Source organism: Jeongeupia sp. HS-3 (assembly GCF_015140455.1).
Taxonomy (GTDB): domain Bacteria; phylum Pseudomonadota; class Gammaproteobacteria; order Burkholderiales; family Chitinibacteraceae; genus Jeongeupia.
Window position 1 is genome coordinate 1,857,651 of sequence record NZ_AP024094.1, and the last position, 17,623, is coordinate 1,875,273.

General features: G+C 64.1%; 14 protein-coding genes and 1 tRNA gene. 5 read left to right on the forward strand and 10 right to left on the reverse strand.

All coding sequences use genetic code 11. The features are described 5' to 3' along the window. Nucleotides 1-86: 86 nt before the first annotated feature. Genes JLC71_RS08805 through JLC71_RS08815 form a run of 3 tightly spaced genes read left to right on the forward strand, consistent with a single transcriptional unit; the run spans nucleotide 87 to nucleotide 4,701 of the window. Nucleotides 87-788 (forward strand): HAD-IA family hydrolase, encoded by a 702-nt coding sequence (locus JLC71_RS08805; RefSeq protein WP_200915040.1) that lies wholly within the window; start codon nucleotides 87-89, stop codon nucleotides 786-788. Then, nucleotides 782-2,158, forward strand: coding sequence for an MATE family efflux transporter (locus JLC71_RS08810; RefSeq protein WP_200915041.1), 1,377 nt, complete (start codon nucleotides 782-784; stop codon nucleotides 2,156-2,158). Before JLC71_RS08805 ends, JLC71_RS08810 begins: the two co-directional genes overlap by 7 nt. A gap of 14 nt (nucleotides 2,159-2,172) precedes the next feature. Next, the gene (locus JLC71_RS08815) at nucleotides 2,173-4,701 is read left to right on the forward strand and encodes a family 20 glycosylhydrolase (protein WP_200915042.1); all 2,529 of its coding nucleotides are present in this window, start codon (nucleotides 2,173-2,175) and stop codon (nucleotides 4,699-4,701) included. 83 nt (nucleotides 4,702-4,784) lie between these two features. On the opposite strand, the gene JLC71_RS08820 is transcribed toward JLC71_RS08815, so the two are convergent. Then, nucleotides 4,785-5,273 carry a hypothetical protein gene (locus JLC71_RS08820; protein WP_200915043.1) on the reverse strand — a complete coding sequence of 163 codons (489 nt, stop codon included), beginning with the start codon at nucleotides 5,271-5,273 and terminating at the stop codon, nucleotides 4,785-4,787. Between the two features lie 398 nt (nucleotides 5,274-5,671). Then, nucleotides 5,672-7,207 (reverse strand): beta-N-acetylhexosaminidase, encoded by a 1,536-nt coding sequence (nagZ, locus tag JLC71_RS08825; RefSeq protein ID WP_200915044.1) that lies wholly within the window; start codon nucleotides 7,205-7,207, stop codon nucleotides 5,672-5,674. Nucleotides 7,208-7,288: 81 nt separating this feature from the next. On the opposite strand from nagZ, the gene JLC71_RS08830 reads away from it, so the two are divergent. Further along, nucleotides 7,289-7,786, forward strand: coding sequence for a superoxide dismutase family protein (locus JLC71_RS08830; protein ID WP_236250844.1), 498 nt, complete (start codon nucleotides 7,289-7,291; stop codon nucleotides 7,784-7,786). Here JLC71_RS08830 and gltX read toward each other — a convergent pair. Both gltX and mltF read right to left on the reverse strand, forming a co-directional pair. Beyond that, nucleotides 7,783-9,192 carry a glutamate--tRNA ligase gene (gene gltX, locus JLC71_RS08835; protein ID WP_200915046.1) on the reverse strand — a complete coding sequence of 470 codons (1,410 nt, stop codon included), beginning with the start codon at nucleotides 9,190-9,192 and terminating at the stop codon, nucleotides 7,783-7,785. The genes JLC71_RS08830 and gltX overlap by 4 nt on opposite strands. A gap of 145 nt (nucleotides 9,193-9,337) precedes the next feature. Further along, nucleotides 9,338-10,807: a membrane-bound lytic murein transglycosylase MltF gene (mltF, locus tag JLC71_RS08840; RefSeq protein WP_308431166.1), complete on the reverse strand. Its 1,470-nt coding sequence runs from the start codon at nucleotides 10,805-10,807 to the stop codon at nucleotides 9,338-9,340. Nucleotides 10,808-10,921: 114 nt separating this feature from the next. Between mltF and JLC71_RS08845 the strand changes: the two genes are divergently transcribed. After that, nucleotides 10,922-11,011 (forward strand) — tRNA-Ser (locus JLC71_RS08845). Between the two features lie 219 nt (nucleotides 11,012-11,230). Here the strand turns inward: JLC71_RS08845 and ccoG are convergent. From ccoG to JLC71_RS08875, 6 genes are all read right to left on the reverse strand, one after another. Then, nucleotides 11,231-12,652 carry a cytochrome c oxidase accessory protein CcoG gene (gene ccoG / locus JLC71_RS08850; RefSeq protein WP_200915050.1) on the reverse strand — a complete coding sequence of 474 codons (1,422 nt, stop codon included), beginning with the start codon at nucleotides 12,650-12,652 and terminating at the stop codon, nucleotides 11,231-11,233. Nucleotides 12,653-12,721: 69 nt separating this feature from the next. Beyond that, nucleotides 12,722-12,850 carry a DUF2474 family protein gene (locus tag JLC71_RS08855; RefSeq protein WP_200915052.1) on the reverse strand — a complete coding sequence of 43 codons (129 nt, stop codon included), beginning with the start codon at nucleotides 12,848-12,850 and terminating at the stop codon, nucleotides 12,722-12,724. Next, a complete protein-coding gene (gene cydB / locus JLC71_RS08860) occupies nucleotides 12,850-13,854 on the reverse strand; it encodes a cytochrome d ubiquinol oxidase subunit II (protein ID WP_200915054.1) in 1,005 nt (334 codons plus the stop codon). The genes JLC71_RS08855 and cydB overlap by 1 nt, the downstream gene beginning before the upstream one ends. Then, nucleotides 13,847-15,277 (reverse strand): cytochrome ubiquinol oxidase subunit I, encoded by a 1,431-nt coding sequence (locus JLC71_RS08865; RefSeq protein WP_200915057.1) that lies wholly within the window; start codon nucleotides 15,275-15,277, stop codon nucleotides 13,847-13,849. The genes cydB and JLC71_RS08865 overlap by 8 nt, the downstream gene beginning before the upstream one ends. Next, entirely contained in the window at nucleotides 15,278-15,823 is a 546-nt protein-coding gene (locus JLC71_RS08870) for a DUF934 domain-containing protein (protein WP_200915058.1), read from the reverse strand. Between the two features lies 1 nt (nucleotide 15,824). Beyond that, nucleotides 15,825-17,489 carry a nitrite/sulfite reductase gene (locus tag JLC71_RS08875; RefSeq protein ID WP_200915059.1) on the reverse strand — a complete coding sequence of 555 codons (1,665 nt, stop codon included), beginning with the start codon at nucleotides 17,487-17,489 and terminating at the stop codon, nucleotides 15,825-15,827. Between the last annotated feature and the right edge of the window lie 134 nt (nucleotides 17,490-17,623).

Here is a 17,623-nt window from a genome sequence, read left to right on the forward strand (position 1 = left end):
CGGGAAGAAGTGATGATCCCCGGATACCCACCTCCGACACTGCATATTCCAGCTTCAGCCTGATCCGTTGATAGCACGACATCGGCATGGCAGCCTCCGGTTTCCCGATGAAACCGAAGGTGTATCCCATGCCCAGCCTGAATCAGTTTGATGGTTTCCTGTTCGATATGGACGGCACCCTGCTCGACTCCACGCCATGCATCGAAGGGCTCTGGCGGCGCTGGGCCACGCACACGGGGCTGGATGCTGATTGGGTTTTGCAACATATCCATGGCCGCCGCGGCATCGATACCATCCGCCTCGTCGCGCCTCACCTGGACGCCGAAGCGACGCTGAAGATGCTGATCGCCGAAGAGCAGCAGACACTCGAAGGCACCACCGCCATTGCCGGCGCCAGGGCATTGCTCGAATGGCTGGCCGCTACGCAGCAGAAATGGGGCGTGGTCACATCCGCACCGCGCCAGCTCGCGATCGCCAAGCTGGCCTACCTCGACCTGCCTCAGCCACCAGTGCTGATCGGCGCGGAAGATGTCCGGCACGGCAAGCCCCATCCCGCCCCCTATGTGCAGGGCATTGCCGCGCTGGGGCTGCCGGCATCACGGATTCTGGCCTTCGAGGATGCACCGGCCGGCATCCTGTCCGCCCGCGCGGCGGGTCTGGCCGTCGTAGCCCTGCGGACCTCGCACCCGGATCATGCGCTCGGCGATGCGAGCTGGATCATCGATGACCTGCTCGACCTGCAATTGCACGCTTCAATGCCGCAACAGCCCGAGGACGCAGCATGCTGACGATCAGCCCGCGCCTGCGGCTGGCGCTGCACCAGTTCTACGCACTGGCGATTCCGGTCATGCTGCAACTGCTATTCATGTCGGCACGCAACATCACCGACATCGTACTCACCGCCAATCTCGGCGAGACGGCCGTGGCGACGGTCGGCATTGCCAGCAAGGCCATCATGGTCGGCATGGTCGCACTGGCGGGGCTCGCCAGCGGCTGCAGCGTGCTTGGCGCGCAGTATTTTGGCCATGGCGATCTGCTGGGCCTGCGCCGTTCGATCGGCCTCGGGCTGCTGCTCTCGCTAGCCTTCATCCTCGTCCCGGTCGTGATCGTTTTCGGCTTTTTCGCCGAGGCCATCATCCGGCTGGCGAGTACCGATCCGGCCGTGATCGGCAATGCGGTCGAATACCTGCGCATCTTCGCCGGCGCCTTTGCCTTCATGGCCGTCAGCGCGGTGCTGGGCATCGGCCTGCGGGTGAGCGGCCACGCCGGCACCGCGACCGCGCTCAGCCTGATCGGCGTGATCGCCAATGTCGTGCTGTGCATCATCCTCATCAACGGCGCAGGCCCGTTTCCCGCACAGGGCATCATGGGCGCGGCGTGGGCCACGCTGTTCAGCACGGCGCTCGAAGCGGTGCTGATGCTGGCCTGGATCGCCATCCGCAAGCCCGAACTGATGCCCCGCTGGCGGGATCTCGCGACGCTGCCGCCGGGTTTTGCCGGCCACTATCTGGGCATCGCGGTGCCGTCGACGGTGAACGGGCTGATCTGGTCGCTGGGCATCTTTACCTACGGCGCGATCTACGGGCGGATCGGTACCCATGAGCTGGCCATCATGGCCTCGCTGACCCCGCTGGAGGCGATCAGCATCGCGGTCGAGCAAGGCCTGGCGACGGCGACATCTATCCTGCTGGGGCACCGGCTCGGGCAAGGCCGCTTTGCGCAGGCCCGGCGCCTTGGCTGGCTCTACCTGCGGATCAGCATCGGCACGTCCATCCTGCTCGGCCTCATGCTGTTGCTGGCGATGCCGCTGCTGCTGCATGTGTTCCGGCTCGACGGCGCCGCGCACACCGTCGCCACGCAGGTGTATTTCATCATGGTCATCACCTTCTGGATCAAGACCATCAACGCGGTCGGCATCAGCGGCGTGCTGCGCAGCGGCGGTGATGTCGGCGCCGGTCTGAAAATCGACGTGATCGGCCAATGGTGCGTCGGCATTCCGCTGGCGCTGCTGGGCGCGTTCTATTTCGGCCTCCCGCTGCCGGCGGTCTTCGTGCTGGTCATGCTCGAAGACGTCGTCAAGGCCGTGCTGACGACCCGGCGCATCCGCTGCCGCCTGTGGATCAGATCGATGATCCAGCCCTCCCTCGCATCCACCTGAACAGGCACCCCCTCATGAGCACGCCATACCCCGCGGCATCGCATCTGGCCTTGAGCTGGACATGCATCTGCAACTCGCATGACGGCGACAATTACCGCGCCGAATTGCAGATCCGTAACCTGTCCCACCTCCCCCTGCCCGAGAGCGGCTGGGGGCTGTATTTCAACACCTGCCGGCAGATCAATCCGGAGCGCGTCTCCGCGGGCGTGTGCATTACGCACGAGAACGGCGATCTCTGGCGATTGTCCCCCACCGCGGAGTTCGGCGTTCTGGCGCCGGGCGAAACCAGGGTCATCGGCTATGAAGGACCGTTCTGGCTGATCAGCGATACCGACGCGCCACTGGGCTTTTACATGGTGTACGACGAGGGTGCAGGCGGAGAACGGGTCGAGGACATCGGCGATCCCGACATCGCGCCCTTCCTGAGCGACGCGCAAAGGAACCGCAACCACCTCGACCGGGTGCCGCTCGGTACGCCGCTACTGACGTATGAAAACAATGCCGGGCTGACGCAGTTGCCGGTCGAGCAGGTCGGCAAGATCACGCCGACGCCGCTGCAGGCCCGTTACAGCGACGGACATTTCGCGCTGACCAAGGACACGCTGATCGTGCATGAGCCCGCGCTGGCGCAGGAAGCGGCGCTGCTGCGCGCCATCATTGCCGAGGTCAGCGGCGTGCAACTGCAACGCGCATCGTTCTGCCCGCCGGGCTGCGCGGCCATCCAGTTGCGGATCGCGCCGCTTGCCGTGGCCGAGGGCGCGATGGCGGACGAAGCCTATGAACTGGACATCGGCAGCGACGGCATCCGGATCAGCGGCACCAGCGCCGCCGGCGTGTTCAACGGCATTCAGAGCCTGCGCCAGTTGCTGCCGGTGGAAGCCTTCGTCAATCCGCGGCCGGCGCTTGCGCTGCCGTGCTGCCAGATCGTCGATGCGCCACGCTTCGGCTATCGCGGCATGATGCTCGATGTCGGCCGGCATTTTTCCAGCAAGCAGACCGTGCTGCGCTTGCTCGAATGCATGGCGCTGTACAAGCTCAACCGCTTCCACTTCCACCTGAGCGATGACGAAGGCTGGCGGCTCGAGATTCCCTCGCTGCCCGAGCTGGTCGGCGCCGGCAGCCAGCGCGGCCATGGCCACCCGGACCAGTTGCCGCCGAGCTTCGGCTCCGGGGCGCAGGCCGACGGCAGCGCCGGAACGGGCCATTACACGCGGCAGGATTTCATCGACATCCTGCGCTATGCCACGGCGCGGCATATCGAAGTCATCCCGGAATTCACGACCCCGGGGCACGCAAGGGCCGCCATCAAGGCCATGCAGCAGCGCCATGCGCGCTTGATGCAGCAAGGCCGCGAGCAGGAGGCGATGGAATACCTGTTATCCGATCCCGATGACGCATCCCGGCATGAATCGGTGCAGCTCTGGCACGACAACGTGATCTGCATCGGCCAGGAGTCCTACTACCGTTTCATCGAAACCGTGCTGGTCGACGTCAAGGCCATGTACGTCGAAGCCGGCGCCAGACTCACGACCGTGCAGACCGGCGGTGATGAAGTACCCGCAGGCGCGTGGGCGCACTCCCCTGTCTGCCAGGCATTCATGGCCGAAAAGGGATTGCCCGACGTTGAGGCCTTGCGGGTGTACGCGCTGGCGCGGTATCACGACATCCTCAAAAAACACGCACTGGCTTTTGCGGGCTGGGAAGAAACCGCGCTGCTGAAAAACGCCGACACGCAGCGGCATCGGCTGAACCCGGACTTCATCGATGCCGGTCTTCGCCCTTATGCCTGGAACAGCAGCTGGGGCGGCGGCCAGGAAGACATGGCCTACCGGCTTGCCAATGCCGGCTATCAAACCGTGCTGTGCAATGTCAGCCCGCTGTATTTCGATCTGGCCTATGCCAAAGACCCGGCCGAGCCCGGTTATTACTGGGGCGGCTTTACCGAAACACGCGATACGTTCGAATTCTGCCCGCTGGATATCTTCACCACCGCCAGCACGACGAATCTGGGCAATCCGCTCGACGCCCGGGATCTCGCCGGAAAAACCCGGCTGAGCGACGCCGGCAGGAAACACATTCTCGGCATGCAGGGGCATCTGTGGGCCGAGAACATCCGCAATCGCGAACGGCTCGAATATCTGGCGCTGCCACGGATGATCGCACTGGCCGAGCGGGCTTGGGCCAGCGATCCGGGGTGGACCTTCATCGCCGACGCTGCGGCACGCCAGGCCCGGATGGCGGCGGACTGGAACGAATTTGCGAACCGGCTTGGCCAGCGCGAATTGCCGCGGCTGGATGGCCTGTCGGGTGGCTACGGCTATCGCATCCCGGTACCCGGGGCGAAGATCGAAAACGGCGTGCTGAGCGCCAATGTTTCCGCGCCCGGCCTCGCCATCCGCTTCAGCACCGATGGCAGCGAGCCGGATTTCAAATCGACGCTGTATACCGGCGAAGTTCGCGTGACCGGCCCGGTGAAGCTGGCCGCGTTCAGCAGCACCCATCGGCGCAGCAGGACGATCTGCGTCGCGGGCAGCGACGACTGACGTCAGGCACGGATGCGCCGGGTTGCAACTCCCCGGGGCACCGTGCCCCTGCCGCAGTCACTCACCGGGGGGAATGTCTGGCCTCAGCGCTTCTGGCGAGCCGGCTTGCCTTGCCTGGTGGCCTTTTTGGCAAGCGACTTCTTGGCACCGGTGTTTTTGGACGCGCTTTTGGGCACGCTTTTGTAGGCGGCCCGCTTGCCGGCCGATGTCTTCGCGACACTGCCTTTCTTCGCACCGCGGGTCTGCGCCTTGATGGTCTTGGGCGCCTTGGTGGCCTTGTGCAATTTCGCGCTCTGGCGGCTGCCTGCCTTGCTGCCATGCGATTTGCTCGACACCTTGGTCGAGCGATGCTTCGCCTGGCTGCGCTTGTACGTGGCCTTGCTGTAGTGACGGGACGAAGCCGGTTTGCTGCGTGCCGTACTCTCGGTCCGGACCGATGCCTTCCTGGCCTGCGGCGCCGCGCGGGCTGCCGGGGGCGGCAAAGCGGACGGATCATCGAATGGCAACGGCGCATCCTCGGCAAAAGCGGTGCAGAGGGAAAAACTCAGCATCAGAGCAAGCAAGATACGCATGGTATTGACATTCAGGCGAAACAAATGGGGGGCTTAGTATACCCGATCACCCCTGCGGCCAAGGCCACCAGACCAGCCGCTCATCATGGACAAGACCTTTGATATTGCATACATCATCAGAAAAACAGAAAGCATTCAGTAACTGAAAGCACAACGTCGGCAAAACACCGATAAAGCAGCGCAATTTCGCCGCAATTTTCTTGACAATACAACTATCGAAGATACTATGGTGGTCATATACCAATGGCATTGATAAGACCAGTGCCATGAATGCAAGCTAGCCATTTCGCGGCGTGATCGATCGCCGCAACGTCGGCGCAAGCCGGCAATCACCATGCTGCTCATGCCTTTGCCTGGGGCATGCGGTCTTGACGGGGAGCTTCGGCTCCCCACTTTTTTTACTGCTCTCCCAGCAAGGCAGCAGCGAGTGCATCGAGCATGGCCGGCCGGTTGCCGAACGCAGCCAGGCGCCCCTGCGCATCCGGCACGATGTCCAGATCGTACGGCAGCCGCCCGGCGATCAGCCACAAGCGCTCGGCCGGCAAGGCGGCGATCAACGCCCGCTGCGCCGGTTGCAGCACCGCGTTGTAGCTGACGCAGACCACCTGCACGGCATCGGCCACACGCGCCAGCGTCGCAGCCGTTTCAGCGTCGTCCGGCGCCAGGGGCAGCGCGATTTCCTCGACCGCAACGCCCTTCGCCAAGAGCGGCGTCGCCAGGGTATCGCGCAGCAGCGCCGCCTTGCCCAAGGCAACTTCGTCGATCTCGGTACGGGTGCGGACTTCAAAGCTCAGCAGCAGTACCGGCCGGGTCGGGTCGATGCCGCGGCCGCTACGTCTTACCGCAGCGGCGTGCACGCGTGCCGACAAGGCCAGCGCCTCGGTGGTGCGCAGCGCCGGAGTCGGGTCGCTCGCCAGCGCGTTCCAGCACGCCATGTTGTGGCGACGCTTGAGCGCCAGTATCCGCGCCACCGCAGTGTCGATCCGGGCGATATCGATATCACCGGCCGCCACCGCGGCGGCCATGGCGTCAAGAAAACCGCGCTGGCGGTCTTCCCGATGCGAGATCAGCAGCACGTCGGCGCCAGCCTTGAACGCATCGACCGCACCGCCGACGGTGCCGCCCGGCCCTTTGGCGATCGCGTCCATTTCCAGGCAGTCGGTAAACACCACACCGTCGAAGCCCAACTCATCGCGCAGCAAACCGGTCAGCACCGCGTGCGAACGCGTCGATGGCAGATCCGGGTCGGGCTCGACCGCCGGAAACGCCACGTGCGAGCTCATCACTGCATCGACACCGGCGGCAATGGCGGCACGGAATGGCGCCAGCTCGACCGCATCGAGCCGCATCCGATCGTGGCCCACTCGCGGCACCCCAAGATGCGAATCGGCATCGGTATCGCCATGACCGGGAAAGTGTTTGGCCGTCGCCGCCAGCCCGGCAGCATGGATGCCGTCGAGCGCCGCCAGGCCATAGCGGCAGACGGTGTCGACGTCCTCACCGAAGGCGCGCACGCCAATGACCGGGTTGGCCCGATTGTTGTTGACGTCGAGCACCGGCGCGAAATTGATGTTGATGCCCAGCGCGGCCAGCTCGGCATTGCCGACCCGGGTCAGTTCGCGGCAATCGTCGACCGAACCGGCCGCTTGAAACGCCAGCGCCGACGGCAGCGGCGTCATGCCGTTTTCGATCCGCATCACCATGCCGCCTTCCTGATCGATACCGATCAGGAGCGGCACATCGCTGACTTCGGCGTTGATTTGCTGCAAACGCCGGCACAGCGCGGCCACTTGCGCCGGCGTGTCGACGTTGCGGCGGAACAGGATCACCCCGCCAATCCGGCACTCGCGGATCAGGCTTTCGATTGCCGGTGTAGGGGTCAAACCGTCGAATCCGGCCATCAGGAGCTGGCCGATCTGCTGTTGTAAGGTCATTTGTCTTCTCCTGCTTGCCCCGCTTGCCTTACGGGGCTACATCTTAAAGATCGGCCGTTACCTGCGGCACCGGAGCCTGCCATGCGTCACACCCTTTTGCTGACCGGTCTTGCCGCAATGACCGCCTGCTCGATGATGCCCAAGTCGGGGCCAACGACCCAGGCCAGACTGCTGCCGACCAGCGGGCAGACCGCCAGCGGCCAGGTCATGTTCCGCCAGAACGGCTCGAAACTGGTGCTCGACGTCACGCTGACCGGCCTGACGCCGGGCCAGCATGGTTTTCACGTGCACGAAAAAGGCGATTGCTCGGCCCCGGATGCCAGCAGTGCCGGTGGGCACTTCAACCCTGACAACCACCAGCACGGTGGTCCGGCGACGCCAATGCACCACGTCGGCGATCTCGGTAATGTCACCGCCGGCGCCGATGGCCGGGTGTCGACCTCAATCGGCCTCAACGGCGTCAGGCTCGACACCCTCGTCGGCCGCGCGCTGGTCGTTCATGCCGGCGCCGACGATCTGAGCAGTCAGCCCGCAGGTAACTCCGGCGCCCGGATCGCCTGCGGGGTGATAGGCGCTTAGTCCTTCAGCGCCAGGCGGCGCAGCACTTCCTCGCGGCCAATCAGCGCCAGCACGGCATCGACCGACGGCGTGCTGGTGGTGCCGAACACCTTGGCGCGCAGCGGCATGCCCACTTGCGGCATTTTCACGCCCTGCTGCTTGACGAAATCCTTGATGAATTGCGACAGGCTGGCCTGATCCCAGCTCTCCAGCTTCGCGACGCCTTCGGCGAAGAAACCGAGGCGCGCTTCGTCGTCGGGCGTCAGGTGCTTCTCGACCACATCGGTACTCGGCACCAGCGGCCGGTAGAAATACTCGGCCTGATCGGCCATCTCCACCAGCGTCTGGCTGCGATCCTTCAGCAGCACGCACACATCGGCAAGGCACGGCCCGGTCGCCGGATCGACACCCTTGTCCGCGAGAAAACCGGCGACGCGTTGCGCCAGCCGCAGCGGCTCGGCCGCCTTGATGTGCTGCGCGTTCAGCCACAGCAGCTTGTCGCGATCGAAACGGCTCGGGCTCGGGCTGACGTTGGCCAGATCGAACCATTCGACGAACTGCGCCACGGTGAAGAACTCGTCGTCGCCGTGCGCCCAGCCCAAGCGGGCCAGATAGTTAAGCAACGCTTCGGGCAGGAAACCCATCTTGTCGTAATCGACCACGCTGACCGCATCGCGGCGCTTGCTCATCTTCTGCCCCTGATCGTTGAAGATCATCGGCAGATGCGCAAACACCGGCACCGGCGCGCCGAGCGCCTGATACATGTGGATCTGTCGCGGCGTGTTGTTCACATGATCGTCGCCGCGAATCACGTGGCTGATCTGCATGTCCCAGTCGTCGACCACGACGCAGAAATTGTACGTCGGCGTGCCATCCGGACGGGCGATGATCAGGTCGTCGAGCTCAACGTTACCGATTTCGATCCGGCCCTTGACCTGGTCGTCCCAGGCCACAACGCCGTCGATCGGGGTGCGAAAACGCACCACCGGCTGCACGCCGGCCGGCGGTTCGGACAGCGTCTTGCCGTCTTCCGGACGCCAGCGGCGATCGTAACGCGGCTTCTCGCCCCGGGCTTCGGCCTCGGCGCGCATGACGTCCAGCTCTTCACGCGAGCAGTAGCAATGGTAGGCGTGGCCGGACGCGAGCATCTGCGCGATCACTGCCTTGTACCGATCCATGCGCTGCATCTGGTAGAACGGGCCTTCGTCGTAGTCGAGGCCGACCCAGTGCATGCCGTCGAGAATCGCCGCGACCGATTCCGGGGTCGAGCGTTCGAGATCGGTGTCTTCGATCCGCAGCACGAAAGTGCCCTTGTTCTTTCTGGCGTAGGCCCAGGAAAACAGCGCGGTACGCACGCCACCAATGTGCAGCAGACCAGTGGGACTGGGCGCAAAACGGGTACGGATGGCAGAAGTCGGAGCAGTCATGGCGGCAACAGGTATGAATCGCAAAGGAGCCATTTTACCTGTAGCCGCCGCCCCACGCGCAGCCAATCCGGCCGGAACGACGGACAAGAAAAAACCGGCCTCTTGGCCGGCGATTCAAATAGCGAGGCTTGCTCGCCGGTAGGGCTCACAGCGCGGCGGTCATCACCGGCTTTTTAGTTTTGGCTTTGGCAACGCGGTTGCTGATCTGCAGCACGCGATTGGCCGGATTCTGCACTTCGACATTCTCCGCCAGCAACGGCGCGGCCGGAGTGACCGCGGGTGCTTCGAAACGCACCAGGATGTCATAGAAGCTGCGCAGGGTTTCCACATAGGCAACCGGTTCACCACCACGGGCATAACCAAAGCGCACCGTGTTGTAATACTTCGGATCACGCAGCAGCGGCAGCGTTGTTTTCACATCGGCCCAGCTATCCGGATTCTTGCCTTGGCGGCGCGCCAGTTCACGCGCATCCAGCAGATGACCGAGGCCAACGTTATAGGCGGCCAGCGCCAGCCAGGTGCGATCGGGTTCGGCCACTTCGTCAGGCAAACCATCACGCAGCAGGGCGAGATAACGCGCGCCACCAAGAATGCTCTGCAAAGGATCAAGCCGATCCACACCCATGCGCTGCGCGGTATCTTGCGTCAACATCATCAGGCCACGTACGCCAAACGCAGACACGGCAGCAGGATCCCAATGCGATTCCTGATAGCCCACCGCAGCAAGCAGACGCCAATCGATCTGGGTTTCCGCTTCGGCTTTCTTGAACCACTTTTCATAGCGTGGCAGCACGCTGGTGCGCTTGTTCAGGAAGGCCACGGCGTCGGGCGAACCGACCCGGTTGACATGACCGTAGTAACGATCGATCAGCTTGGCGAGCGATTTGTCCGTCTTGATTTCGCCGAAAAACTGCGTCAGCTTGGCCTGCAGATCGCTATCGCCATCCTGCATCGCCCAAGCCAGCTGTTGCGGCTCGCCGTTCTTGCTGGAGATGGCCACTTGCGGATAGTACTTCTGCGCCAGCCCGGCTACTTGCGAGTCAACGATCGCATAATCGATCTTGCGCTGCGCCACCGCCTCAACCAGCTCCTCGCCATCGCCCGCTTCGGCAATGCGCCAGGTCAGCGACGGGAATTCGAGCTTGAGCTGATTGAGCCCCTGCACATACTGCGGCATGGTCTCGATGGTTGCGCTACCTGTGCGTACCGCATCCAGCGCACGCTGTTCGCTGCGATCGTTACGGTAAACAAGGACCGGGCGCACCGATTGGTAAGCCGGGCCAAAACGGATGCCCTGCTCGTCCTTGGTTGCATGTACGCCGACGGCCAGATGTGCTTCGTGTCGCTGGAGCCGCTCGAAGAGTTTCGCGTAGTTTGGTTCGACCACGAAGCGCACCTTGAGTCCATTTTCAGACGCAAAACGCGTAACGAGATCATATTCCAGCCCTGCATAGTGCCCCTCTGCATCAACGTAGAAGGTGGTCGGGCCGTTTTGGACCAGAACTACCAACTCACGTGATTCAGACCAAGGGGACGTCTGCGGTGCAGTGTTTGCCGGCATATCGCCGCACCCCACCAGGGCCACCGTTGCCAAAGCTATCAACCAGTTCTTCATGCCGCTCCAGAGAAATGCTGTTGGACTGCATTCTGCCAACAGAACCTCGACAACACAAATGTAAAGAGTTTGTTGCCATTTCTGAAAATCAGTGTATAGTGCACCTCTCTTGCCGGAGAGGTGGCAGAGTGGTCGAATGTACCTGACTCGAAATCAGGCGATGGTGCAAGCCATCCGTGGGTTCGAATCCCACCCTCTCCGCCAAGACCCATACAAAACCCCTGAACTCGAAAGAGCTCAGGGGTTTTTTCATTTCCGCGCTCCCGTCAGCAAGACGAGCGCCCGATGACTTGAAGACCCGCGTGACCGACACGAGTCCCGATTCAAGATATACGCTAATCGGCAATTCACAAGGTCGACCTGCGGTCATACCGGCCGTTTGTCGTCGACAAACGGCCGGTAAATCAGCGATTCAGCGATCGCTCAAGGGCTGAAAAAGGTCGTTTTCTCGCGCACTCGCAGCGCCGGATCATCGATCGCCTCGACATTCACCCACACATCCCGTCGCCTCAGCCCTCCCGAATCGACTGCGCTCGACAGGTGCAACGGCATCGTGACGCTTGCGCTGCCGGCAATCTCGACCGGTGCCAGCGGCGCCATTTTCACGCCCGGCCATCCTTCCACGCTGATCCGGTAGCGGTGCGCCTGCTCGTCGACGTTCTGGATCGTCAGCATGTAGACGTTCTCGATCTCGCCGTTGTCGGTCTGGCGCGCGAGGATGCCGCGATCCCGGGCAATCTCGAGCTTGAGCGGCTGGTGGTTGGCCAGCTCCGCGATGCTGCCGGCAACAATCACCGCCAGCACCGCCAGATAGGCGAGCACCTTGGGTCTCAGCATGCGTCGAGCGATCGTCGCCTTCCCTGCCCCGCTGGCCTGCGCATGCTCGGTGGTAAAGCGGATCAGCCCGCGCGGGTAGTTCATCCTGTCCATCACGTCGTTGCACGCGTCAATACACGCACCGCAGCCAATGCACTCGTACTGCAGGCCGTTGCGGATGTCGATGCCGGTCGGGCAGACCTGCACGCAGACGGTGCAGTCGACGCACGAGCCCAGCCCCTGCTGACCGAAGTCGGTGTCCTTGCGCCGGCCACCGCGCGGTTCGCCCCGGCCGCTGTCGTAGCTGACGACCAGCGTGTCGCGATCGAACATCGCGCTCTGGAAACGTGCATACGGGCACATATGCAGGCAGATGCGCTCGCGCAACCAGCCGGCGTGACCATAGGTGATGAAGGCGTAGCAGAGGATCCAGAACGTGGTCCAGCCGCCGACGCTCCAGTCCAGCGTCGCCTGCCACAGCGGCCGGATCGGCGTGAAGTAGCCGGCAAAGGTAAAGCCGGTCCATAGCGACAACGCGATCCACAAGCCGTGCTTGGCGGTCTTGCGCGCGATCTTGCCGCCGGACACCGGCGCGCGGTCGAGCTTGATCCGCGCATTGCGTTCGCCCTCGACCCAGCGTTCGATCCACATGAACATTTCGGTGTAGACGGTCTGCGGACAGGCGAAGCCGCACCACAAGCGCCCCGCCACCGCGGTCCAGGCAAACAGCGCCACCGCGCAGAAGATCAGCAAGGCGGCCAGATAGATCAGGTCCTGCGGCAGCCAGACCATGCCGAAGACGTTGAAGCGGAAGGTTTCCAGATCGAACAGCAAGGCCTGCCGGCCGTTGATCTGCCACCACGGCACCAGATAGAAAAACAGCTGGGTGGCGATCACCGCGGCGATGCGCCAGTTGCTCCAGAAGCCGTGCGCCAGGCGCGCGTAGATCTTGCGGTGCCCGGCGACGTTGATCGTCGTCTCGTACGCGGCGTCTGCCGCGACCGGGACGATGGGGATGGTTTTGCTCATCTCGAATCCGATTACATATATATATTAGTGATTGCTGGTTTGGTGCGGCCGACTCACCGTCACGCCGGGCTAGCCGACCCAGCGCATCAGCAAGCGGAAGAAACCGGCGACGGCGGTCAGCGCGAGCACACCGGCGAGCCACAGGCCGGCAAACCACAGCGCGCCACGCCAGGCGCCACGACGCTCCGGGCCACGCATCAGTGGTACCCCGCATCGTCATGGCGGACCTTGCCGCGGAACACCCAGTAAGCCAGCGCGGTGTAGGCGAGGATGACGGGGATGATGATCAGCGCCCCCACGAGCGTGAAACGCAGGCTGCTCTCGGGTGCGGCGGCGTCCCACAGCGTCACCGCCGGCGGGATCAGGTGCGGCCAGATGCTGATCAGAAAGCCGATGTAGCCGAGTGCGATGATCGCCAGCGCGAGGAAATACGGCGCATGCTCGTTGCGCTTCTGTACCGCGCGGCGGATGCCCCACGCGCAGCCGAGCACCGCCAGCGGCACCGGCGCGAACCACAGCAGATTGGGCAGGCTGAACCAGCGCGTTGCGACGGCCGGATCGATCAGCGGCGTCCACAGGCTGACGACACCGATAGCCGCCAGCATCAGCCCGGTCAGTGGCGTCATCAGCATGAACATCTTGCGCTGCAGTTCACCCTGGGTCTTGATGATCAGCCAGCCGCAGCCGAGCACCGCATAGGTCAGCACCAGACCGAAACCGGTGAACAGGCTGAACGCACTGAGCCAGTCGAAGCCGCCGCCGGCGAACTCGCGCCCCACGACCTGGATGCCCTGAATGTAGGCGCCGAGCGCCACGCCCTGGCAGAACGTCGCCAGTACCGAACCGGCGATGAAGGCCAGATCCCACAGATGGCGGGTGCGCGTCGCCTTGGCGCGGATCTCGAACGCCACGCCGCGGAAAATCAGCCCGACCAGCATCAGGATCAGCGGCAGGTACAGCGCCGACAGCACCGCCGAATACACCACCGGGAAAGCGGCGAACAGGCCGGCGCCGCCGAGCACCAGCCAGGTTTCGTTGCCGTCCCACACCGGCGCGACGGTGTTCATCATCACGTCGCGATCGGTCTCGGCCGGGAAGAACGGAAACAGGATGCCGATGCCGAGGTCGAAACCGTCGAGCATCACGTAAATGAACACGCCGAGCGCAATGATGCCGGCCCAGATCAGTGCGAGATCAATCATGTCCGGCTCCTTGGTCGATTGCATCGTCGGCGCCGGAGAGCGGCCGCCGTCCCGAATAGGTTGCGGTGGTGCCGATCGGTTCGCGCTCGCCGTCCGGCGTGTGATCGTCCGTCACCGGCCCGGTGCGCAGCAGCTTGAGCATGTAATAGATGCCGGTGCCGAAGACGAGGAAGTAGACGATCACGAAGATCAGCAGCGACACGCTGACCTGCTGGTAGGACACCGGCGATGCCGCATCGGCGGTGCGCAGCAGGCCGTAGACCACCCACGGCTGGCGGCCGACTTCGGTCGTCACCCAGCCCGCCAGCAGCGCGATGAAACCGCTCGGCCCCATCACCAGTGCAAAGCGCTGCAGAATGCGGCTCTCGAAGTGACGGCCGCGCCAGCGCAGCAGCAGGAACAGCCCCGCCAGCGCGATCATCAGCAGGCCGAGGCCGACCATGATGCGGAAGCTCCAGAACACGATCAGCGAATTTGGCCGGTCCTCCGGCGGCCATTCCTTCAGGCCGCGGATTTCGCCGTCCCACGAATGCGTCAGGATCAGGCTGCCCAGATGCGGAATCGCCAGCGCGTAGTCGGTGCGCTCCTCCTTCATGTTCGGAATGCCGAACAGATTGAGCGCCGTACCGCCCTGCTCGGTTTCCCAGATGCCTTCGATCGCCGCGAGCTTGGCCGGCTGGTGCTTCAGGGTGTTGAGCCCGTGCAGGTCGCCGACGAAAGCCTGCAGCGGCGCGAGGATCACCAGCATGCCGAGCGCCATGGCGAACGAAGTCTTGATCGCCGCATCGCGCCGCTGCCGCAGCAAATGCCACGCCGCCGTCGCGGCGACCAGCAAGGCGGTGACGACGAAGGCCGATAGCGTCATGTGCACCAGCCGGTACGGGAACGACGGGTTGAAGATCACCGCCCACCAGTCGGTCGGCACCACGCGGCCGTCAACGATCTCGAAACCGGCCGGCGTCTGCATCCAGCTGTTCGACGCCAGAATCCAGAACGTCGAGATCAGCGTGCCGATCGCGACCATCAGCGTCGCGCCGAAGTGCGCGCGCGGGCCGACCTTGTTCCAGCCGAACAGCATGATGCCGAGGAAGCCGGCTTCGAGGAAAAACGCCGTCAGCACCTCGTAGGTCAGCAAGGGGCCGGTGACGCTGCCGGCGAAGTTGGAGAACACGCTCCAGTTGGTGCCGAACTGGTAGCTCATCACCACGCCGGAGACGACGCCCATGCCGAAGGCGACCGCGAACACGCGTGACCAGAAGCGGCACAGGTCGAGGTAGACCGGCTGGCCGGTCTTGAGCCACAGGCCTTCGAGCACGGCGATGAAACTCGCCAGCCCGATGCTGATCGCCGGAAACACGATATGGAAGGAAACGGTAAAGGCGAACTGGATACGCGCCAGATCGACCGCGGTCAGGCTGTTCATTCAAGGCTCCCAGGGGTGATCGGCGGATCCGGACGGATCGGCGACGCGTTTTCTGAATAGTGGCACCGGATCATCGACGGCGCCCTGGTAGCGGACCGTGTAGGTGGTCAGCCCAAGCAGCGCATCGTGGATGTCCTTGTCGGCGCGGACTTCGAAGCTGTCGAAGCCGCAGCGATGCATGTAGAACAGCTGGTCGCGCAGCACGTCGCCGACCGCGCGCAGCTCGCCCGTATAGCCATGGCGGCTGCGCAGCAGATAGGCGACGCTGTAGCCGCGGCCATCGCGGAAAGTCGGAAAATCGACCGCCAGCAGCGGCAGTGTCACCAGCGCCTCGGCGACATCGTCGAACTCGTCGTCCGCGGCAATCCAGACGCCGGCGATCACGACACCGGAGCCGGCCTGCTCGCGCCATGCGCGCCACAGTGGCAACGGCAGGATGCGGCCGGCGGCCACATCGGCCAGCGTCAGCGCATCGCCGCGCAGCAGCTCCAGCGCGTCGGCCACCACGTCGGCCTTGCCCTCACACACCCGGATGATCCGTTTCATGTCAGCCCTCCTCTTGCGCGTAAACCCGCGCCTTGAACGGAGCGAGCCCGATGCGCCGGCAGGTCTGGGCGAACGACTCGTCGCCCAGTCGGTGCGCGCAGAAGGTCGCGATGATTTTGTCGACCACGTCCGGCATTTCCCCGGCGCGGAAGGACCGGCCGATCACCTTGCCGATCGCCGCCTCCTGCCCCTGCTCGCCGCCGAGCGTCACCTGGTACCACTCCTCGCCGTTCTTATCGACGCCGAGAATGCCGATATTGCCGAGGTGGTGATGGCCGCAGGCGTTGACGCAGCCGGAGATGTTCAGCGACAGCTCGCCGAGGTCATGGAGGAAATCCAGATCGTCGAACCGCGCCTGGATCGCGTGCGCCAGCGGAATCGAGCGCGCGTTCGCCAGCGAGCAGTAGTCGCCGCCGGGACAGGCGATGATGTCGGTCAGCAGACCGACGTTCGCGGTCGCCAGCCCGGCGGCCCCGGCCGCCTGCCACAATGCGAACAGGTCACGCTGGCGCACGTCGGGCAGGATCAGGTTCTGTTCATGGCTGACACGGATTTCGCCAAAGCCGAAGGTATCGGCCAAGTCGGCGACGACATCCATTTGTGCGCTCGTCACATCCCCCGGCGGCGCGGCGATGCCCGGCTTGGTCGAGAGCGTGACGCTGGCGTAACCGAGCCGCTGGTGCGGATGGACATTGCGTCGGTGCCAGCGGGCGAATGCGGCATCGCCGGCGAGATGCGCCGAGAGAACGGCGGGATCGGTCGCGGCGTCGGCGTAGTCGGGCGTTGCGAAATGCGCGGCGACGCGGCGGTATTCGTCGGCGGTGATCGTCGACGGGCTGTCGCACAGCAGCGCCCATTCGCGCTCGACCTCGGCGGCGAACGCATCGGCGCCGAGCGCCTGTACCAGGATTTTGATGCGCGCCTTGTACTTGTTGTCGCGCCGGCCGTAGCGGTTGTAAACGCGCAGGATGGCTTCGACGTAGGTCGTCAGGTGCTGCCACGGCAGCGCCTCGCGGATCACCGATCCGAGCATCGGCGTACGCCCCAGCCCGCCGCCGGCCAGAATCCGCAACAACGGCTCGCCCCCCGGCGCGCGATACAGATAGATGCCGACATCGTGCGCCTGCACGGCGGCGCGATCGCTCGCCGACGCCGAAATGGCGATCTTGAATTTGCGCGGCAGGAAGGCGAACTCTGGGTTCAGCGTCGACCACTGCCGCAGAATTTCGGCCAGCGGGCGCGGATCCATCACCTCGTCGGCGGCCACGCCGGCGAACTGCTCGGTGGTGATGTTGCGCACCACATTGCCCGAGGTCTGGATCGCGTGCATTTCCGCCTCGGCCAGCCTGTCCATGATGTCCGGCGCGTCTTCGAGATTGATCCAGTTGAACTGGATGTTCTGCCGCGTGGTGAAGTGGCCGTAGCCGCGATCCCAGCGCAAGCCGATCTCGGCCAGCACACGCATCTGCGCCGACGACAAGGTGCCGTAGGGAATCGCCACCCGCAACATATAGGCATGGCGCTGGCGGTACAGGCCGTTCTGCAGGCGCAGCGGCAGGAATTCTTCTTCGCTCAGCGCATCGCCGAGCCGCCGCGCCACCTGATCGCGGAACTGCGCGGTGCGCTGCTCGAGCAGTGTCAGGTCATATTGATCGTATCGATACACCGGTTTCCCTCACCGACCGGCCATGCACGGCGACGCCGCACTTTGCTGACCGGTATCCAGTGTGGCCGGACGTCCGCATAGGTAACAGAATCAGAAAAATGATATTTTTGCGTATCAGATTGAAAACCAGGGCA